Genomic DNA, 18,328 nt, shown 5'->3' on the forward strand with positions numbered 1-18,328 from the left:
GGATCCATGGGGTTCGGGTGGGTGTCACGGGCCGGTGGCCAACAGCCGGCTGATCTCTCCGGCGGCCGGATGCTCCGGAGCGATGGTCAGGAAGCGTCGCAGGGTGCGCGCCGCCTCGGCGGACCGGCTGTCGCGCTGCGCCAGCCCGAGCACGAGCAGGCCGTCCGGGGAGTCTGGGGAGCGGGTCAGCACCTCCCGCGCCGACTGCTCCGCGCCGGCGTTGTCGCCGGCCCGCAGCAGCGCGAAGGCGAGCCGCAGCTGGATCGCATCGTCGGGGCGGTCCCGCAGGGCCTCCCGGTACATCCGCGCTGCGGCGTCGTAGCGGGCCTGCCCCTCGAGGTCGCGGGCCAGCTGCACGGCGACCGTCACGGGATCGGCCGGTTCCGGATCCTGGCCCGGCCGGTCCAGGCGGCTGGCGGCCACCGTGACCGACGCGACGAGGCTCACCATTCCCACCGACACCGCGCGCCACGCCCGGCGCGCGGCCCGACCGGTGGGCGCCGCCCGCACCGCCGTGGCCCGCGCGGACGGGGTCGGGCGGGGACGCAGCGTGCGCAGGGCCGCGTAGCCGCCGGCCAGCAAGGTCAGCGCGGGTACGGCCCAGAGCAGCAGCTCCGCCCGGCGGGTCGGCGGGTCGGTCAGCACCTCCGGGCCGTAGCGCTGGACGAACCAGCGGCGGATCTCGTCGCGGTCCCGCCCCTGGGCCAGCTGGTCCGCCACCACCTGCCGCATGGCCGCCGCGATCGGCGACCGGGAGTCCGCCACCGACTCACCCTGGCAGGCCGGGCAGCGTAGACCCACTGCCACGGCGCGTACGGGGTCCTCCCGACCGGTGCCGCCGGTCGACCGGACCAACCCCGCGCCCGCTGCGGCGATCAGCGCCGTGAGGACGAGTGCCCCAACGGCCGCGCGCCACCTCATCGGGCCAGCAACGGCGCCACCCGCTGCTCAAGCCACTGCCGGGTGACCACACCCGGCTGCCGGTCGACGATCCGGCCGTCCCGGTCCACCACGAACGTCTCCGGCACTGCCCGGACGCCCCAGTCGACCGCCCGGGTGCCCTCCGGGTCTGGCAGCACGGTCAACTCCCGTGCGCCGGTCTCGTCAAGTAGCGCCCGGACCGCCTCGGCGCCGTCCCGGACGTTCAACCCCACCAGCCGCAGCCCACGGGGCGACCACTGCCGTTCCGTCTCGACCAGTAGCGGCAGCTCGTCCCGGCACGGGCCGCACCAGGAGGCGAACACGTTGACCAGCAGCACGTGACCACGGGCTTCGGTCAGGTCGAACCGGCCACCATCCAGGGTGGCGCCCGTGAGCGCCGGGGCCGGCGCGGGGGTGACGCCGTTGGCGGCGCCGGCGTCGAGCGGCGTCGACGGTGACCGCAGGCCGAGGGCGACCACGGTGCCAACGGCGACGATGAGCACCAGCACCAGCGCCGGGCCAGGTCGCAGCAGGCGGCGGGCGGTCATCACCGGGCCCCGGCGGCGACCGGGTCAGGCGACGCCGCGACGACGTCCGGGCGTCGCGGACGGGCGGTGCGGATCGCCGCCAGGAGTCCCCCCGCGGCCGTCAGCGTGCCGCCGGCCCAGAGCAGCCCGACGAGCGGGTTCACCGCGAGCCGTACGGTCGCGCTGCCGCTGTCCGGGGCGACCGCGATCAGGGTGACGTACGTGTCCCGCAGCAGTCCGGTCTGGATCGCCGGCACCGTGACAGCTGTGTCCCGGGCGGGGTTGTAGCGTAGGGCGGGCCGGACCGTTCGTTCCCCGCCGCCCGCCTCGGTGAGCCGGAGCCGCGCCCGTACGGTCATACCCCCGCTGGCGCCGCTGCGGTCCACGCCGACCAGGCGCACGGACACGTCGCCCACCCGCAGCGCCTCCCCGGTGTGGATGGTTCGCTCCGCGTCGCGGCCGTACGCGGAGGATCCCGCGACGCCCACCGCAATCAGGGCGATCCCGGCGTGCGCGACCAGTCCGGCAGCCCTGCCCGGTCTCCGGTTCCGGCCGGAGCGCGGCCGCCGGTCGGCCAGCTCTGCGGCCACGCCGGTGAGCACGAACGCCGCCGCTCCGAACGCGGTGAGCGCGGGCAGGCCGGGCCGGCTGAGCAGCCCCACCACGGCGACGGTGGCGAGCGCCACGGCGCCGGGTAGGGCGAGTCGCCGCAGCGCCTGCGTCCGGTCGCGGACCCGCAGGGCCGGCGTCACGCCCATCATCAGCAGCACCGCGATCGCCAGCGGTACCGCCGTCCGCTGGTAGTAGCCGGGTCCGACCGAGGTGCGCACCCCGCCGAGCGGTTCGGAGAGCAGCGGGAAGATCGTGCCGATCAGCACCACCGCCGCGATCGTCACCAGAAGCACGCCGTTGACCAGCACGGCCGTCATCCGGGACAGCAGCGGTGTGCTCCCGCCGTGGGCGGGTTCTCGATCGCGCCATCCGGTCAGGACCGTCGACACGACGACCGTCAGCAGCACGAAGCCGAGCAGCATCGGCCCCAACGGTGAGTCGGTGAAGGCGTGCACGCTGGCCACCGCGCCGGACCGGGTAAGGAACGTGCCGAGCAGCACCAGCACGAAGCTCGCGCATGCCAGGGCCAGGTTCCAGCCGGCCCGGCCGGCGGCGCGGCCCAGGGTGGCGTGCAGGAAGGCGGTGGCGGTCAGCCAGGGCAGCAGCGACGCGTTCTCCACCGGGTCCCACGCCCAGTAGCCGCCCCAGCCCAGCACCGCGTACGACCACCAGGCCCCGAGCCCGATGCCGGCGGTCAGCGCCGCCCACGCCGCCAGGGCCCAGGGTCGGGCGGACCGTAGCCAGCCCCGCCCCTGCTGGCCGGCCAGTGGTGCGGCGATCGCGAAGGCGAACGGCACGACCAGGCCGATGTAGCCGGCGTAGAGCAGGGGAGGGTGCACGCCCATCGCCGGGTGCTGCTGCAGCAGCGGGTTCGGCCCCGGGCCGTCGGCGGGTACCGGGTTCACCTCGCGGAACGGGTTCGCGGCGAAGGCGGACAGCGCGAAGAAGAACATGGTTACCGTGCTGACGACCACCATCGCGTAGGCGTGCAGCCGAGGCGGGTGCCTGCGGTGGGCCAGCAGTGCCGCGTACCCGGCGAGGATCAGCAGCCAGAGCAGCAGCGACCCGTCCAGGGCGGACCAGAGGCTCGTCAGCGTGTAGTACAACGGCACCTGGCGTCCGCCGTTCTCCGCCACGAATCGGACGCTGAAGTCGTGCCGGAGCAGGGCCGCCTCCAGCAGCGCGCAGGCGAGGGCGGCGGTCGTCAGGGTCGCGGCGGTCCCGAGGCGGGCCGCTCGGGTGGGCGTGGCGAACAGGGCCACCCGCAGCCAGAGCAGGGCGGTCAGGGTGGCGCAGAGCAGACCGACCGTGAGGTTGGCGGTGCCGAGGTCAGCGAGCATCGACCGACCCCGGCGGGGCGGTGGACGGGCGGTATTCGTTGCCGTGCCGGACCACGACGTGGTCGGAGCGGAACACCCCGTCCTCCGAGAGCGTGCCCTCGACGACCGCTCCCTCGCCCTCCCGGAAGGTCTCCGGCGGCACGCCCCGCTGCTCGACGGTGATCTCGCGACCGTCTTCGGTGAGGCGGAACACCACGAGGTCGCCGGTGCGCCGCAGCGACCCGGGCACCACGTCGCCGCCAAGGCGTACCCGTTCCCAGGTCGCGTCCGGATCGCCGAGCACCTCGCCCGGAGTGCGGTAATAGGTCAGGGTCTCCCGGAGCGCGCTGGTGACCAGCAGCGCGCCGGCGGCGAGGAGCACGGCCACGACGGCGGTCCGGCCCGCCCGGCGACGGATCATCCGACCCGGGCCGGGACGCGGTCGGGGGCCGTGTCGGGGGTCAGCCGGCGTTCCAGCCGGACCACCCGGTGCAGCAGGACGCAGAGCGCGGCGAGCGTCGCGGCGGCGACGGCGAGCAGCAGGGCGGCGCCCATCCTGGGGTCGATGGGCGGGCGCTGCGGGGCGAGCACGGTCGCCTGCTGGTGCAGCGACCGCCACCAGACGACGGAGAAGTGCACCACCGGGACGAGCAGGAAGCTGGCCATCCCGACGACCGCGGCGGGCCGCGCCACCCGGTGGTCGCCTCCGTCTCGCGCGCCGGTCCGCTCTGCCAGCGAGCGGCGCAGGGCCAGGTAGCCGGCGTACGCCAGCAGCAGCAGGACGGTGCTGACCAGCCGGGGGTCCCACGCCCACCAGGCACCCCAGACCAGCTTCCCCCACAGTGACCCGGTGGCGATCGCGACGGCGGTCAGGGCCGCGCCGATCTCGGCGCCCGCCCGCGCGAACCGGTCCCAGCGAAGGTCGCCCCCGATCAGGTACGCGCCGCTGGCGGTCAGCACGACGGCGAACGCAGCGTAGGCAACCCAGGCCGCGGGGACGTGGAGGTACATCAGTCGCTGCGCCTGGCCCTGCACCTCGTCGGGGGGTGCCAGCCATCCGCCGGCCACCGTCGCCGCCGCGGTGAGCCCGCCGGCGAGCCAGGCCATGGTCCGGCGGCCGGCGGCCGCTCTGCCGGTGTCCGCGACAAGGTCCACGGTGGAGGCTCGCATGATCTCCCTGTCCGCGCCCCCGGGGCGCTTGCGGATCGAGTTGCGACATCACCATAAATCGGTCTGGTCGCATTCGTCGGGTTATCAGCCGCAAACAGGGACGAAAAGGGTTCGGAAGGGCCTAGTGTCGCTCTCGGTGGACACGACAGCAGGGATGACCATGAGCGCCGCCCGACCCGCCGGGCGGCGCCGGCAACCGCGCCCGCTCCCGGTGCTGACGGCCCTGTGCGGCCTGGCCCTGCTCGCCGGATGCGGTGGTGACCCGCCGTCCACCCTCAACCCCGCCGGCACGGGCGCCGCCCGGGTCGCCAACCTGTGGTGGCTGCTCTTCTGGATCTCGCTGGCGGTGGTCGCCGAGGTCATGGCGCTGCTGATCTGGGCGCTGGTGTTCCGGCGGGGCAACGTCCGGGTGCGCCACGGGCAGCCGCTCCGCTTCGTCGCGATCGCCGGAGCCGGGCTGCCGTTCGTCATTCTCGTCGCCGTCTACGGGGTGGGGCTGCGGGACCTCGCCGCGCTCGCCGCCGATCCCGACCCCGACGCCCCGACGGTGGAGGTGACCGGCCACAAGTGGTGGTGGGAGGTGCGCTATCCGGGGGCGTCCGGGGCGACCGCGAACGAGATCCACATTCCGGTGGGGGAGCGGGTGAAGGTCCGGCTGCGAACGGACGACGTGCTGCACAGCTTCTGGGTGCCGCAGCTCATGCCGAAGACGGACCTGATCGCCGGTGAGACCCGTGAGACCTGGTTGCGGGCGGAGCGGGCCGGCCGCTACCGCGGCCAGTGCGCCGAGTACTGCGGCACCCAGCACGCTCACATGGCCTTCCTGGTCGTGGCGGAACCCCGCGCCGACTTCGACGCGTGGCTGACCCGCCTGAACGCCCCGGCCCGTCAGCCGAGCACGGAGGCCGAGCGCCGCGGCCAGCAGGCGTTCGTGCAGGGCACCTGCGCCGCCTGCCACGCGGTGCGGGGCACCGGCGCCCAGGGCCAGGTGGGGCCCGACCTGTCGAACGTGGGCTCCCGATGGAGCCTCGGCGCCGGGGCGGTACCGAATGACGCCGGACACCTCGGCGGCTGGATCGTCAACTCCCAGACGGTCAAGCCCGGCAACGCGATGCCCCCACAGCCGGTCGGCGCGGCCGCGCTGCCCGACCTGATCACGTACCTGCGGTCGCTCGAGTAGGTCGGGGAGGGGGAACTATGTCCACGACCAGCACGCCGCCCGGAGTCAGCCGGGTGGACCTGGCCCGGCTGACGGAACACTGGGCGGAGTCGCCCTCGGTACGGGGCTGGTTCAGCACGGTCGACCACAAGAGAATCGGCCGGCGCTACCTGGTCACCGCCGGGGTCTTCTTCGTCCTCGCCGGACTCAGCGCCCTGGCCATGCGCACCCAGCTCGCCCGACCCGAGGCGCGACTGCTATCACCCCAGGAGTACAACCAGCTCTTCACCATGCACGGCACGGCGATGATCTTCCTGTTCGCCACACCGATGCTCTTCGGCTTCGGGAACTACCTCGTACCCCTGATGATCGGCGCCCGGGACATGGCGTTCCCGAGACTGAACGCCTTCGGCTACTGGGTCTTCCTGTTCGCCGGCCTGTTCATGTGGGCGAGCCTGCCCTTCGGCGCCGCCCCCAACAACGGCTGGTTCGCGTACGCGCCGCTGAGCTCCGAGCAGCACAACCCCGGCCTGCACATGGACGTCTACGCCCTCGGTCTGCTCTTCCTCGGCATATCCACGACCGCCGCCTCGATCAACTTCATCGTCACCGCGCTCAAGCTGCGCGCACCGGGAATGTCGCTCAACCGGGTACCGCTGTTCGTCTGGGCGATCGTCGCTACCGCGTTCATGGTGATCTTCGCGCTGCCGGCGCTGAACCTCGACAACGCGATGCTGTTCTTCGACCGCCGGTTCGACACCCACTTCTTCGACCCGTCGGCCGGCGGAAACGTCCTGCTCTGGCAGCACCTGTTCTGGATCTTCGGACACCCCGACGTGTACATCATCGTCATGCCGGCGCTGGGCATCGTTTCGGCGGTGCTACCCGCCTTCACCCGGCGGGGCGTGGTCGGCTACCCGCTGATCGTGCTGTCCATCGTGGCGATCGCGATCATCTCGTTCGGGGTCTGGGTGCACCACATGTTCGCCACCGGGCTGCCGCAACTGTCGTACAGCTTCTTCAGCGCGGCCAGCACGATCATCACCATTCCGTCCGGGCTGCAGATCTTCGCCTGGCTGGCCACCATGCTGCTCGGCCGGCTGGTCATCCGGGTGCCGCTACTGTTCGTCGTCGGCTTCATCGTGACCTTCGTGCTCGGCGGCGTCACCGGCACGATGTTCGCCCTGACCGCGTTCGACCAGCAGGTCACCGACACCTACTTCGTGGTGGCGCACTTCCACTACGTGCTGATCGGCGGCGCGGTCTTCCCGATGCTCGCCGGCATCTACTACTGGCTGCCCAAGATCACCGGGCGGATGTACCACGAAGGGCTGGGGCGCTGGGCGTTCTGGCTGGTCTTCGTGGGCATGCACGTCACCTTCTTCCCCATGCACCTCTACGGTCTGTTCGGGATGCCCCGCCGGGTCTACACCTATGCCAGCGAGCCGGGCTGGGGCGGATGGAACCTGGTCAGCACCATCGGCTCCTACGTGCTCGCTCTCGGACTGCTGCTCGTGCTCGTCGGCGTGGTGCACGCCGTCCGACGGGGTCGGCCCGCCCCGCCGGACCCCTGGGGCGCCGACACCCTGGAATGGGCCACCACGTCACCGCCCGAGCCGTACAACTTCCCCGTCCTGCCTCGCGTGCACAGCCTGCACCCGGTGTGGGACGAACGGACCGCCGACTCGATTGGCGAGGGGGCGACCGCGGACCGCATCCTCAGCGAGGGACGCGACACACTGCTCACCAGCGAACTGGACGCCCGCGTCGAACGCCCGGTGCCGATGCCGGAGTCAACGCTCAAGCCCCTCGTGCTCGCCGCCGCGTTGCTGGTCTTCTTCGCCGCTCTGCTCGTCGCCTGGTACCCGGTGGCGGCCGTCGCCGCGGTGGTGGTGGCCGCGACGATCGCGGTCTGGCTCTGGCCAGCTGGACCGAGCCGGACGAGCGGGGTGGCGACACCATGACGGATCGGGGCGGGATCATGGCGGCCACCGGCGCTGAGGCGCTGAGCACCGAGCTGCCAGCCGGTCGATCGACCGGCTGGTGGGGCATGGTGATGTTCGTGGCCACCGAGGCCACCCTCTTCGCCTGCCTGCTCGGCAGCTACTTCTACCTCCGCTTCCAGTACGGCCCCCAGTGGCCGCCGGGCGCCATCGGGGCCCCGGAGCTGCTCAAGCCGTTGATCATGACCGCCGTGCTGCTGCCCAGCAGTCTGCCCATGGTGTGGGCCGAACGCGGCAGCCGGCACGGCCGGCGGTGGCAGCTGCGGTGCGGCCTGGGCGCCACCATGGTGCTCGGGCTGACCTTCCTGACCCTGCAGGCCACCGAGTACGCCGAGAAGCTCCGGCACTTCACCCTGACCACCGACGTGTACGGGTCGCTGTTCTACCTGATCACCGGTTTCCACGGGCTGCACGTCCTGGTCGGCCTGACCATGATCGGCTGGCTGCTCGCCGCCGCCCTGAGCGGCGGCACCATCGACGCCCACCGGCGCGAGCGGGTCCGCAACACCGCCATCTACTGGCACTTCGTCGACGCGGTGTGGGCCGCCATCCTGTTCACCATCTACCTCTCCCCACGACTATGACCACCACACCACCCGGGCCACGGGCCCGTCTGACCGGCGGGGTGCTGCTCTGGTACGGCGTCCTCGGCGGCGGCGTCGCTTGGGCCGTACACGTGCTCGCCGCCTGGGGCCTCGACGAACTCGCCTGCGCCGCCGGCTCCGACCGCGTCCTCGCCATGCCGCTCGGGCGGGTCGTCGGGCTCGCGGTGATCGTCCCGGCCCTGGTCACCGCGGGCTCGCTGGCGGTCGCCGCCCTGGCGTGGCGACGCACCGCCCGCGCGCAGGCCACGGGCACCCAGGACCGGGCGTACGGCCGGTCCCGCATGCTCGCCGTGGTGGGCGTCTGGGTCAACCTGCTGTTCCTGACGATCATCGTGCTCGGCGGGGTCGCCGTGCTGGTGCTGCCGCCATGTCAGCTCTGAGCATCCACCAGGCACACGGGCCCGGCCAGAGCCCGCTGGCCGAGAGCCTGCTGGCGATGCTCGTCGTCGTCACGGTCTGCCTGCTGGCAGCCGGCTACGGGCGGGGCGTCCAGGAGCTGTGGTCGCGCCGCGGCGCGGGGCACGTGGTCCCCCGCTGGCGGGTGGCCGCGTTCGGCGCCGGACTGCTGGTGGTGCTCGGCACTGAGCACGGGCCGGCGCACGAGATGGCGGAGTCCTCCTTGGCCGGGCACATGGCTCAGCACATGCTGCTCCTGCTGGTGGCCGGGCCGTTGCTCGCGGCCGGCGCGGCGGGGCTGCCGCTGAACATGGCCGTGCCGCTCCCGCTGCGCCGGCTGCTCGCCCGCTGCCGGGTGGCGCCGCCGATGCGCCGGCTGCGCCACCCGGGCACGTACGCCCTGCTGGCCGGCGGCGGACAGACCGCCGTGCTCTGGTTCTGGCACCTGCCCGGGCCGTACGCGGCCGCGGTCGACCGTCCCGTCGTGCACGCCACCGAGCATCTGTGCTTCCTGGCCACGGCCTGGCTGTTCTGGGCCCCGGTGCTCGGCTCGCCACGGCACCGCGCCCCCGCCCCGGTGACGGTGCTGCTGCTGGCCGGCACCATGCTGCCCGCCTCGGCCCTCGGAGCCGTGCTCACCTTCGCCCCGCAACCGATCTATCCGCAGCGGGTGTTCGGCGCCGACCCGCTGGCCGACCAGCAACTCGCCGGCCTGTTGATGTGGGCGCCGATGGACCTGGCCGTGCTGGTCGTGACGCTGACCGTGTTCCTGGGCTGGCTGCTGCGGATGGACCGCGACCGGCCCGACGGCCTGCGCGGGGGGCCGCCACCCGGAGGGACCCGCCCGATGGTGACCACAGCTGAAACGGAAGGGATGGTGCCATGATGCTGCCCCGCCAGCTCTGGGCACTCGGTGCGGCCCTCATGATCCTGCCGATGGTCGCGGTCACCGCCTGCGCCTCGACGGCCCCACCGCCACCACCGGAGTCGCGCAACGGACGGCCCGACCGCGGCGCGAAGCTGATCGCCCAGTACGGCTGCGGGTCGTGCCACACCATCCCCGGCATCAACCGCGCCGACGGCCTGGTCGGCCCGCCCCTGACCCGGTTCGGCGCCCGCTCCTACATCGCCGGTCAACTGCCCAACAACGCCGACAACCTCCGGCGCTGGATCGCCGATCCCCAGGCCGTGGAGCCCGGGACCGCCATGCCGAACCTCGGTATCAGTGCCATTGACGCCCAGGACATCGCCGCCTACCTCTACACGCTGGACTGACCGATGCGGCACTCACGAGCCGCGGCCCGGCGGCTCACCCTGCATCCCCGCCGGATGCTCGCGGTCGGAGCCGTGCTGGTGCTCGCCGCCGGGCCGGTGGCGCTCGCCGCCGAGCCGACCCCCGGGGCGACGACCCCGGCCGTGTCCGCGCCGTCGTCCAACCCGGCGGACCGGGGCACCGAGCTCTACCTGCAGCAGTGCGCGAGTTGCCACGGTGAGCAGGGGCGGGGCACGCAGCGGGGCCCGTCGCTGATCGGCGTCGGCCCCGCCTCGGTCGACTTCCAGGTCTCCACCGGACGGATGCCGCTGTCGCGGGAGGAGCAGCAGGCCCGGCGCGCGGAACCGGTGTTCTCGGCCGACGACATCCGCGCACTGGTGGGCCACGTCGGCAGCTTCGGCGGGGGTGGTCCGCAGATACCCCGGGTCGCCCCGGGCAACCTGGCCTCCGGTCAGGAGATCTTCGCCGCCAACTGCGCACCCTGCCATGGGGCCACCGGCGCGGGCACCGCGCTGACCGACGGCTGGACCGCCCCGCCGCTGTACGACGCCACAGCGACGCAGGTCGCCGAGGCGGTCCGGGTCGGCCCCGGGCTGATGCCGGACTTTCCCAGCCAGGTGCTCGACGACCAGCAGGTCAACGACCTCACCGCGTACGTGCAGCGGCTCCGCGGCGAGCGGCTGGACCGGGGCGGCAACCCTCTCGGTCGGCTCGGCCCGCTGGCCGAGGGACTGGTCGCCTGGGTGGCCGTCCTGGGTCTGCTGGTGGCAGCCGCGCGGTGGCTGGGCAGGAGGGCGGGGGAGTGAGCGCGCGGCGTCCCTCGGCGAGCGAGCGGGCGGCCAGTCGCCGGACCGTCGTCGCGTTTCTGGTCAGCGCAGCCGGGGCGGTGGGCTTCGCGGTGACGTACGCGGTGGGCGGCGACACCCGCTGGGAGGGGGTCTGTCTCGCGGTGGCCTTCGCCGGGCTGGCCGTGGGCCTCGCCATCTGGGGCCGGCGGCTCGTGCCGGTCGACGGGTATGTCGAGGAGCACGAGGGCTTCGCGCCGCCTCCGACCGAGCAGGCGATGACCGCCTCGGTGCTCGCCGCGCCGGACAGCCCGGTGCGGCGGCGGGGCCTGCTCGCCGCGCTCGGGCTCGCGCTGAGCGCGCTCGGCGCCGCCGCGCTGTTCCCGCTGCGCTCCCTGCTGCCCTCCGGACGGGCTGACCCGCTCCAGGCACGCAGAGACACCCCATGGGGACCCGGCGTGCGGCTGGTCACCGCGGACGGACGGCCACTGCGGCTGCAGGACGTGCCCGCCGGCACCGCGGTCGGGATCTTTCCCGAGGGCCACCTCGACACCGGGGACGGCCCCGCTTTCGCGGTCCGCCTTGACCCGGAACGCTTCTCCCGCCCGCCCTCCGCCGGTCACCTGAACGGGCTGGTCGTCCACTCGCTGCTCTGCACGCACGCAGGGTGCCCGGTCCGGATCTACCTCAAGGGCACCGGGCAGGTGCTCTGTCCCTGCCATCAGTCCTCCTTCGACCTGCTGGCAGATGCCCGGCCGGTGGCCGGTCCGGCGGCCCGGGCGCTACCAGGGCTGCCGATCGAGGTCGGACCGGACGGCTTCCTCCGCGCGACCGGTGACTTCACCGTGCCGCCCGGCGCGGGCTTCTGGAGCTCACCATGATCACCGACCGGCTGGCCCGGGCCCTGGACGACCGGCTACGGCTCTCGCCGATCACCCGCCGGGCGCTGGTGAAGGTCTTTCCCGACCACTGGTCGTTCATGCTCGGCGAGATCGCGCTCTACTCGTTCATCGCGCTGATCCTCACCGGCGTCTACCTGACCTTCTTCTTCGACGCCAGCTCCGCCGACCGGGTCTACCGCGGTGCGTACGCCCCGTTGGACGGCGCCACCACCTCCGCGGCGTACGCCTCGACGGTGCGGCTCAGCTGGGACGTCCGGGCCGGCCTGCTGATCCGGCAGACCCACCACTGGGCCGCGCTGGTCTTCGTCGCGGCCATCGTGCTGCACCTGGCGCGGATCTTCTTCACGGGGGCGTTCCGCAAACCCCGTGAGGTCAACTGGCTGATCGGCGTGACCATGCTGACCCTCGCCCTGGCCAACGGCTTCACCGGCTACTCCCTGCCGGACGACCTGCTCTCCGGGCTGGGCCTGCGGATCATCACCTCGGTGGTGGAGTCGATCCCCCTGGTCGGGGCGTGGCTGGTTTCCCTGGCCCTGGGCGGGGAGTTCCCCTCCGACGAGATGATCCCCCGGATGTTCGTCGCCCACGTGCTGCTGGTGCCGGCCGTCCTCGTCGCCCTCGTGTCGCTGCACATGGGCATCCTGGTGCGGCAGAAGCACAGCCAGTTCCCCGGTCCGGGGCGGACCGAGCACAACGTCGTCGGCTCCCGGCTGTGGCCGAGCTACACCCTGCGCACGCTCGCCCTGTTCGCCTGGGTGCTGGCGGTACTGTTCGCCCTCGGCGGCCTGATCCAGATCAACCCGGTCTGGCTCTACGGGCCCTTCGAACCGGCCCAGTCCACCGCGCCGGCCCAGCCCGACTGGTACGTCGCCTGGGGTGATGGGGCCCTGCGGCTGTTCCCGCCGCTGGAGTTCCGCGTCGCCGGGCATCTGGTGCCCGCGCCGTTCTTCCCCGGCGTGGTGCTCGGCGGGTTGACCTTCCTCGTCCTCTACGCGTGGCCGTTCGTCGAACGGCTGCGTACCGGCGATCGCCGGCAGCACCACCTGCTCGACCGGCCCCGCGACCATCCCTTGCGGATGGGCATCGGTGTGGCCGCGCTGACCTTCTACGCGGTACTCACGGTGGCGGCCGGCGACGACATCATCGCCCGCCTGCTGCGGGTGCCGATCTACGACCTGCTGTCGGTGTTCCAGGTGCTGGTGCTCGTCCTGCCGATCCTGGCCGGGGCGCTCGCCTTCCTGACCGCGCGGGCGCTGCACCGCGGCGGAGCAGCCGGCGTCGGCGAACTCACCCGCGCGGACCTGCGGCGGGCCGCCCACCGCTCGCCTCACTCGCCCGAGGGCGAGGGTGAACCGGAAACACCCGCCCTGGACAGGCCGGGGGAGCGAATCGAGCTGTGGCCGGAGGGCGACCTGTGGCGTTGGCGTTACCGCGACGAGGCCCGGCACCTCGTCATCGGCGGGAACCGGGCCCTGCGCTCGGAGGAGGAAGCGATCTCGGCCTCCCGGCTCGCGTACCCGGGGGTCGACCGGGTGGTGGTGCCCGGACCGCCGCCGGCGCCACCGCCCGGGCCGATCCGCGCCGCCCTGCGCCGTTGGGGCCGGGCGGCGGCCGTCGGGTCGCTGCTGCTCGCAGCCCTCGTCGAGAGACGGCGGGACCGCCGGGAGCGGGAACGGGTGGACGGCCCGACGCCGCCGGAGCCGGCGGAAGAGGCGCCGACCGGGGATGGGCGGACATGACACACCTGGTGGGGCGCGTGGAGGGAAAGGGCCGATGAAGGCTCCGTCGTCGCCGAGGGTGGCGCGACCGGTGATGTATCACCGATGGAGCTAGACGCTAGCCTCGGCGACGGTGCCGATCGCCTCGTCGCCGAGGAGCGCCCGAACCGCCGCCAGGACCTCCTGCGGATCGTTGGCCATCGCCATACCCGCCTGGGCGAGCAGCGCCGCGGTATCGGCCTGCCGCTGCCGGTCGAGGTCGGCCAGCAACTGGTCCACCTCCGGCACCGACCGCTCTCCGGACAGCGCGCGGGTGGGCGGCTGGAGGTCCATGAAGTGGCAGAGCAGCCGCAACGGCCGGTGACCGTATACCCGGGTGCCGCTCGGCAGGGTGGACCAACCGTAGGTGCGCAGCCGCGCCACGGCGCCGTCGAGCAGCGGCGTGGCCCAGTGGGCGTTGTCGAACAGGCTGTTCGAGGACGCCTCAGGCAGCCCGAGCCCGGCGACGACCCGGTCGACCTCCTTCGCGGCGTCCTCGGCGACGACGAACACGTAGGGCGAGATGCGGCTGCGGCGAAAGACCTCCGACCAGGCCCGGCTCGGCTTCGATGATGTCACGCGGGAAGTATCCGAACCGGTGGTCGGGGCGTTCACGCGGGGTGCCCGTCATGATCGTTCCGCCGGCGGGCCATGTCGAGCAGACGGCCGAGGGCTTCCCGCGACCGGCCGGTAGCCGCGGCGAGCGCTCCGAGAGGATCCGCGTCCCCGCGCCCGGCCAGGTCGACGCAGACGGGGAGCAGGTCCGACTCGAAGCCATCCGCCGTCGCACCCCGTGCCCGGGCGAGCTCGATGAGCCGTCCCTCGATGTAGCGCCGCACCATCACCTGGTACGCCCCGACGCTCGGCAAGAGGTGGAACTCGGCCACCATGTCGTCGACCTGCCGGTTGATCCGGTGCAGGACCGCCGACGTGACCCCGCGTTCCCGGACCTCGGGCGACGCGTCGTCGGCGACACGGACGACCACCTCGTCCGGCCCGGTGATGGCGGTGGATTCGACGTCGGTGTGCCACCGCGCCGTGATGACGCTGCCCTCGTGCGGGCGGGACAGCTCAACGGCCCGGCCGGGCGCTGACCGAGAGTGATTCTCCCGGGACATGTATGCCTGTCTTCCGGCACCTCGTGGGCACCTGTTGCCTGGCCGTGGTCGGCGGGTGTTGAACCTTCTGCTCAGCCCGGTTCAGTGCAGGGATCAGGGAGTCGGCGTCGGGGGCGGCCCTGGGCCGTGGCGGTAGTGCGATCGACGTGCACGGCGTACACGGGGCGGTTCACCGGGGCCGCTGGGCCGATCCACGCCCGGCCAACTTGCCGGTAGGCCAGACTGCACGGGTGAGAGTCACCGCGCTCACCATCAGGTGGACGCCGTGGCGGTTCGTGACCGCCTTCGGTCTTGTCAGCCTGCTGTCGGACGTGGTGTACGAGGGCGCCCGGTCGGTCATCGGCCCCTATCTGGCCATCGTCGGCGCATCCGCGACCGTCGTCGGCCTGGTCACCGGCGCTGGCGAGGCGACCGCCCTGGCCGGGCGGCTGGCCACCGGACCCCTCGCGGACCGGACCCGCGCCTACTGGCCGCTCGTCCTGGTCGGCTATGCCGTGACCATGGTCGCCGTGCCCGCTCTCGGGCTGACCACCGCACTGTGGCTGGCTTCGGCGCTGTTCGTCGCGGAGCGCGCCGGCAAGGCCATCCGCGGCCCGGCGAGGGATGTCATGCTCTCGCATGCCGCTGCGGCAGTCGGCCGCGGCAAGGGCTTCGCCGTCCATGAGGCGCTCGACCAGGCCGGCGGCGTGGCGGGGCCGCTGCTGGTCGCCGCCGTACTGGCCACGACCGCCCACAACTACCGGCCCGCGTTCCTCGCCTTGGCCGTACCCGCCGTGGCGGCGATACTCCTGCTGCTGTGGCTACGCGCCGGCGTGCCCGACCCGCGTCGCTTCGAACCGGGCCCTCGACCCGGCGCGCCGCCCGCCCCGCCGGGCGGCCAGCTACCCCGCGTGTTCTGGACCTATCTGGCGTTCACGGCGGTGACCACGGCCGGCTACGCCACCTTCGGGGTGCTCAGCTTCCACCTCGCCACCCGGCACGTCGTACCCGTGGCGGTGGTCCCGGTCGTGTACGCCGCCGCGATGGGCGTCGACGCGCTCGCCGCGCTGGCCTCGGGGTGGCTGTACGACCGGGCCGGCGTCCGGGTACTGGCCGCCGTACCCGTGCTGACCGCCCTGATCCCGCTGGCGGCCTTCACCACGACCCCGGCGACCGCGGTCGCCGGGGTCCTGGCCTGGGGCGCCGTGCTCGGCATCCAGGAATCCACCATGCGTGCGACCATCGCCGACATCGTCCCCGCCGCTCGGCGGGGCACCGCCTACGGCATCTTCGCCGCCGGGTTGGGCGGGGCGACCCTGGTCGGTGGGCTGCTCACCGGCGCCCTCTACGACTACTCGATCACCGCGTTGATCATCACCGTGGCCGGCATCCAGGCCGTCGCCCTGGCCCTGTTCCTTGCCATCGCTCGACCGGCGACCTGACGTTGGGTACCGAGAGCCGGCGGCGGACGTCCGGCTGACCAGCCGGCACCCCGCCGCGTCTGGTACGGCCGACACCGGTCCGCACGGTGATGGCCACCGGGGAGGTTTCTGTCAGCTCACCTTCGCGGTGGCGCGGGAGATGATCGCGGCGAAGTCGACGCCGGTCGGCAGGGTGCCGTACGCCTGGCCGTGGTCGCCGCCGAGCCGGGACGCGCAGAAGGCGTCGGCGACGGCGGGGTGGCCGTGCCGCACCAGCAGCGAGCCCTGCAGCACCAGGGCCAGCCGCTCGACGACGCGCCGCGCCCGCAGTTCGAGGTCGTCGACGTCGGACAGGTCGGCCCGCACCTGGCGGACCGCGGCGTCGAGCCGTGCGTCGGTGCCGGCAGCGGCGCTCACCTCGGCCTGGAACGCCTCCATGACCTGGGGTTCCTTGACGAGAACGCGCAGGACGTCCAGTGCGGCGACGTTGCCGGAGCCCTCCCAGATCGAGTTCAGCGGCGACTCGCGGAACAGCCGCGGCATGCCCGACTCCTCGACGTAGCCGTTGCCGCCCAGGCATTCGAGGGCCTCTGCGGCGTGTGCCGGCCAGCGCTTGCAGACCCAGTACTTGCCGACGGCGAGGGCGAGCCGCTTGAACGCGGTCTCGCCGGCGTCGCCGCGCGCGGATCGGTCGGTCGCTCCGGCGAGGCGCATCATGAGGACGGTGGCGGCCTCGGACTCGACCGCGAGGTCGGCGAGCACGTTGCGCATCAGTGGCTGGTCGATGAGGTACCGGCCGAAGGTCTGCCGGTGGGTGGCGTGGTGGACGGCGGTGATCACGCCTTGGCGCATCCCGGCCGCCGCGCCGATCACGCAGTCGAGGCGGGTCAGGTTGACCATGTCGATGATCGTGCGCACGCCACGGCCCTCGTCTCCGACGCGCCAGGCGACCGCCTGCTCGTATTCGACCTCCGCCGAGGCGTTGGACCGGTTGCCGAGCTTGTCCTTCAAACGCATCAGCCGCATCGGGTTGCGGGTGCCGTCGGGAAGGACACGCGGGACGAGGAAGCAGGTGATTCCGTCCGGTGCCTGGGCGAGGGTGAGGAAGATGTCGCACATCGGCGCCGACGTGAACCACTTGTGCCCGACGAGCCGGTAGGTTCCGTCCGGCTCAGGGCGGGCGGTGGTGGTGTTGGCGCGCACGTCCGAGCCGCCCTGCTTCTCCGTCATCGACATGCCCGCCAGCAGCCCCTGCTTGGCCAGCGGCGGACGCAGCCCGAAATCGTACGTCGTGGCAGCGAGCAGCGGCTCGTACCGCGCGGCCAGCTCCGGGTTGTGCCGCAGCGCCGGCACTGCCGCGTAGGTCATCGAGATCGGGCAGCCGTGGCCGGCGTCGGGCCGCCATGTGTAGAACTTGGCGGCCCGGGCCACGTGTGCGCCCGGTCGGGCATCCGCCCACGGTGCGGCGTGCAGGCCGTGCGTGACCGCGGTGCGCATCAGCTCGTGCCAGGCGGGATGGAACTCCACCTCGTCGATGCGATGGCCGTAGCGGTCGTGGGTGCGTAGGACCGGCGGATGCTCGTTGGCCAGCCGCCCGTACTCGCTGGCCTGCTCGGCGCCGCCCAGGCGGCCGAGCTCGTGCAGCTCGGCGGTGGCCCAGCCGGCGCCCTCCCGCTCGACCCCGTCGAGCAGTGCCGGGTCGTCCGCCGCGTCGTAGCCGGCGAGCGAGGGAACCTGGTTGAAGACCTCGTGTGTCGTCACGGCGATACTCCCAGCGCGCGGTGGATGAAGGCGATCAGGGCGGGGATGGTCTCCGGGCCGGCGACCCCGGCGGCCAGCGGACCGACCATGGCCTCGGCCAGGGCGCCGACCAGCGCGGTCGCGGTCAGCTCTGGATCTTGTGGAGGTAGTTCGCCGCTCGCCACACCGGCCGCGACGTACCCGGCGATCAGTTCGGCGTACGCGCGGCGGAAGACGAGCCGCTCGGCGTCGACCGCCGGGTCGACCGGCTCGGCGAGCAGGGCATACGCCAACCGTGGGGACTGCAGGGCGCGGCCGGAGAACGTCTCGACGACGGCGGCCATCTGCTCGGCGGCGGAGGTCTCCAGCGCTGCGGCGCGCGCGACCGCGTCCACCTCGCGCTGGGAGGCCGTGCGGAACACCTCGGCGAACAGGTCGGCCTTGGTCGGGAAGTGGCGGTAGACGCTGCCGGTCGCCACGCCGGCCCGCTCGGCGACGGCGGCGACCGAGCAGCCGGCGTACCCGTGCTCGGCCATGATTCCCAGCGCCGCGGCGATGATCCGTTCCCGGGAGGCGCTCAGCCGAGCCTTCACCCGCTCGGTGCTTCGGTACGCCACGCAAGGATTGAACCATCATTCAAT

The 18,328-nt window shown here is 73.1% G+C and carries 19 protein-coding genes; 10 read left to right on the forward strand and 9 right to left on the reverse strand.

The window, feature by feature from the left end; translation table 11 throughout:
* Window positions 1-24 precede the first annotated feature (24 nt).
* From ABZU69_RS28515 to ccsA, 5 genes are read right to left on the reverse strand one after another with little or no spacing between them, the layout of a single operon-like run.
* Entirely contained in the window at window positions 25-921 is an 897-nt protein-coding gene (locus ABZU69_RS28515) for a cytochrome c-type biogenesis protein CcmH (protein ID WP_354967390.1), read from the reverse strand.
* Window positions 918-1,469, reverse strand: a complete 552-nt coding sequence (locus ABZU69_RS28520) for a redoxin domain-containing protein (RefSeq protein WP_354967391.1) — start codon at window positions 1,467-1,469, stop codon at window positions 918-920. The genes ABZU69_RS28515 and ABZU69_RS28520 overlap by 4 nt, the downstream gene beginning before the upstream one ends.
* Window positions 1,469-3,400: a cytochrome c-type biogenesis CcmF C-terminal domain-containing protein gene (locus ABZU69_RS28525; protein ID WP_354967392.1), complete on the reverse strand. Its 1,932-nt coding sequence runs from the start codon at window positions 3,398-3,400 to the stop codon at window positions 1,469-1,471. The genes ABZU69_RS28520 and ABZU69_RS28525 overlap by 1 nt, the downstream gene beginning before the upstream one ends.
* On the reverse strand, window positions 3,390-3,800 hold the full coding sequence (locus ABZU69_RS28530; RefSeq protein WP_354967393.1) for a cytochrome c maturation protein CcmE: 411 nt from the start codon (window positions 3,798-3,800) through the stop codon (window positions 3,390-3,392). The genes ABZU69_RS28525 and ABZU69_RS28530 overlap by 11 nt, the downstream gene beginning before the upstream one ends.
* Entirely contained in the window at window positions 3,797-4,549 is a 753-nt protein-coding gene (ccsA, locus tag ABZU69_RS28535; RefSeq protein WP_354967394.1) for a cytochrome c biogenesis protein CcsA, read from the reverse strand. Before ccsA ends, ABZU69_RS28530 begins: the two co-directional genes overlap by 4 nt.
* Before the next feature lie 136 nt (window positions 4,550-4,685).
* Between ccsA and coxB the strand changes: the two genes are divergently transcribed.
* Genes coxB through ABZU69_RS28580 form a run of 9 tightly spaced genes read left to right on the forward strand, consistent with a single transcriptional unit; the run spans window position 4,686 to window position 13,411 of the window.
* Window positions 4,686-5,729 (forward strand): cytochrome c oxidase subunit II, encoded by a 1,044-nt coding sequence (coxB, locus tag ABZU69_RS28540; RefSeq protein WP_354967395.1) that lies wholly within the window; start codon window positions 4,686-4,688, stop codon window positions 5,727-5,729.
* A 17-nt stretch (window positions 5,730-5,746) separates the two neighbouring features.
* Window positions 5,747-7,672, forward strand: a complete 1,926-nt coding sequence (gene ctaD, locus ABZU69_RS28545) for a cytochrome c oxidase subunit I (protein WP_354967396.1) — start codon at window positions 5,747-5,749, stop codon at window positions 7,670-7,672.
* A complete protein-coding gene (locus ABZU69_RS28550) occupies window positions 7,669-8,295 on the forward strand; it encodes a heme-copper oxidase subunit III (protein ID WP_354967397.1) in 627 nt (208 codons plus the stop codon). Before ctaD ends, ABZU69_RS28550 begins: the two co-directional genes overlap by 4 nt.
* Window positions 8,292-8,696, forward strand: a complete 405-nt coding sequence (locus ABZU69_RS28555; protein ID WP_354967398.1) for a hypothetical protein — start codon at window positions 8,292-8,294, stop codon at window positions 8,694-8,696. Before ABZU69_RS28550 ends, ABZU69_RS28555 begins: the two co-directional genes overlap by 4 nt.
* Window positions 8,684-9,598 (forward strand): cytochrome c oxidase assembly protein, encoded by a 915-nt coding sequence (locus ABZU69_RS28560; RefSeq protein WP_354967399.1) that lies wholly within the window; start codon window positions 8,684-8,686, stop codon window positions 9,596-9,598. The genes ABZU69_RS28555 and ABZU69_RS28560 overlap by 13 nt, the downstream gene beginning before the upstream one ends.
* Window positions 9,595-9,987 (forward strand): c-type cytochrome, encoded by a 393-nt coding sequence (locus ABZU69_RS28565; protein WP_354967400.1) that lies wholly within the window; start codon window positions 9,595-9,597, stop codon window positions 9,985-9,987. Before ABZU69_RS28560 ends, ABZU69_RS28565 begins: the two co-directional genes overlap by 4 nt.
* Before the next feature lie 3 nt (window positions 9,988-9,990).
* On the forward strand, window positions 9,991-10,791 hold the full coding sequence (locus ABZU69_RS28570) for a c-type cytochrome (protein ID WP_354967401.1): 801 nt from the start codon (window positions 9,991-9,993) through the stop codon (window positions 10,789-10,791).
* A complete protein-coding gene (locus tag ABZU69_RS28575; RefSeq protein ID WP_354967402.1) occupies window positions 10,788-11,651 on the forward strand; it encodes a Rieske (2Fe-2S) protein in 864 nt (287 codons plus the stop codon). The genes ABZU69_RS28570 and ABZU69_RS28575 overlap by 4 nt, the downstream gene beginning before the upstream one ends.
* The gene (locus ABZU69_RS28580; protein ID WP_354967403.1) at window positions 11,648-13,411 is read left to right on the forward strand and encodes a cytochrome bc complex cytochrome b subunit; all 1,764 of its coding nucleotides are present in this window, start codon (window positions 11,648-11,650) and stop codon (window positions 13,409-13,411) included. The genes ABZU69_RS28575 and ABZU69_RS28580 overlap by 4 nt, the downstream gene beginning before the upstream one ends.
* Before the next feature lie 90 nt (window positions 13,412-13,501).
* Here ABZU69_RS28580 and ABZU69_RS28585 read toward each other — a convergent pair whose 3' ends face one another.
* Together ABZU69_RS28585 and ABZU69_RS28590 are read right to left on the reverse strand one after the other, a co-directional pair.
* The gene (locus ABZU69_RS28585) at window positions 13,502-14,008 is read right to left on the reverse strand and encodes a hypothetical protein (RefSeq protein ID WP_354967404.1); all 507 of its coding nucleotides are present in this window, start codon (window positions 14,006-14,008) and stop codon (window positions 13,502-13,504) included.
* Between the two features lie 32 nt (window positions 14,009-14,040).
* Window positions 14,041-14,547 carry a hypothetical protein gene (locus ABZU69_RS28590; protein WP_354967405.1) on the reverse strand — a complete coding sequence of 169 codons (507 nt, stop codon included), beginning with the start codon at window positions 14,545-14,547 and terminating at the stop codon, window positions 14,041-14,043.
* A 230-nt stretch (window positions 14,548-14,777) separates the two neighbouring features.
* Here ABZU69_RS28590 and ABZU69_RS28595 point away from each other — a divergent pair, with 230 nt between their 5' ends.
* Window positions 14,778-15,968 carry an MFS transporter gene (locus tag ABZU69_RS28595; RefSeq protein ID WP_354967406.1) on the forward strand — a complete coding sequence of 397 codons (1,191 nt, stop codon included), beginning with the start codon at window positions 14,778-14,780 and terminating at the stop codon, window positions 15,966-15,968.
* 111 nt (window positions 15,969-16,079) lie between these two features.
* On the opposite strand, the gene ABZU69_RS28600 is transcribed toward ABZU69_RS28595, so the two are convergent.
* The gene (locus ABZU69_RS28600; protein WP_354967407.1) at window positions 16,080-17,708 is read right to left on the reverse strand and encodes an isovaleryl-CoA dehydrogenase; all 1,629 of its coding nucleotides are present in this window, start codon (window positions 17,706-17,708) and stop codon (window positions 16,080-16,082) included.
* Entirely contained in the window at window positions 17,705-18,304 is a 600-nt protein-coding gene (locus tag ABZU69_RS28605; protein WP_354967408.1) for a TetR/AcrR family transcriptional regulator, read from the reverse strand. The genes ABZU69_RS28600 and ABZU69_RS28605 overlap by 4 nt, the downstream gene beginning before the upstream one ends.
* Between the last annotated feature and the right edge of the window lie 24 nt (window positions 18,305-18,328).

The sequence above is a fragment of the Micromonospora sp. NPDC005206 genome (genome assembly GCF_040608175.1).
Lineage (GTDB): Bacteria > Actinomycetota > Actinomycetes > Mycobacteriales > Micromonosporaceae > Micromonospora.

Excerpts from the sequence above, each read along its gene's own strand:
- ABZU69_RS28515 (WP_354967390.1), bottom strand. The coding sequence starts at position 921 with ATGAGGTGGCGCGCGGCCGTTGGGGCACTCGTCCTCACGGCGCTGATC.
- ABZU69_RS28520 (WP_354967391.1), bottom strand. The coding sequence starts at position 1,469 with ATGACCGCCCGCCGCCTGCTGCGACCTGGCCCGGCGCTGGTGCTGGTG.
- ABZU69_RS28525 (WP_354967392.1), bottom strand. The coding sequence starts at position 3,400 with ATGCTCGCTGACCTCGGCACCGCCAACCTCACGGTCGGTCTGCTCTGC.
- ABZU69_RS28530 (WP_354967393.1), bottom strand. The coding sequence starts at position 3,800 with ATGATCCGTCGCCGGGCGGGCCGGACCGCCGTCGTGGCCGTGCTCCTC.
- ccsA (WP_354967394.1), bottom strand. The coding sequence starts at position 4,549 with ATGCGAGCCTCCACCGTGGACCTTGTCGCGGACACCGGCAGAGCGGCC.
- ctaD (WP_354967396.1), top strand. The coding sequence starts at position 5,747 with ATGTCCACGACCAGCACGCCGCCCGGAGTCAGCCGGGTGGACCTGGCC.
- ABZU69_RS28550 (WP_354967397.1), top strand. The coding sequence starts at position 7,669 with ATGACGGATCGGGGCGGGATCATGGCGGCCACCGGCGCTGAGGCGCTG.
- ABZU69_RS28555 (WP_354967398.1), top strand. The coding sequence starts at position 8,292 with ATGACCACCACACCACCCGGGCCACGGGCCCGTCTGACCGGCGGGGTG.
- ABZU69_RS28560 (WP_354967399.1), top strand. The coding sequence starts at position 8,684 with ATGTCAGCTCTGAGCATCCACCAGGCACACGGGCCCGGCCAGAGCCCG.
- ABZU69_RS28565 (WP_354967400.1), top strand. The coding sequence starts at position 9,595 with ATGATGCTGCCCCGCCAGCTCTGGGCACTCGGTGCGGCCCTCATGATC.
- ABZU69_RS28570 (WP_354967401.1), top strand. The coding sequence starts at position 9,991 with ATGCGGCACTCACGAGCCGCGGCCCGGCGGCTCACCCTGCATCCCCGC.
- ABZU69_RS28580 (WP_354967403.1), top strand. The coding sequence starts at position 11,648 with ATGATCACCGACCGGCTGGCCCGGGCCCTGGACGACCGGCTACGGCTC.
- ABZU69_RS28590 (WP_354967405.1), bottom strand. The coding sequence starts at position 14,547 with ATGTCCCGGGAGAATCACTCTCGGTCAGCGCCCGGCCGGGCCGTTGAG.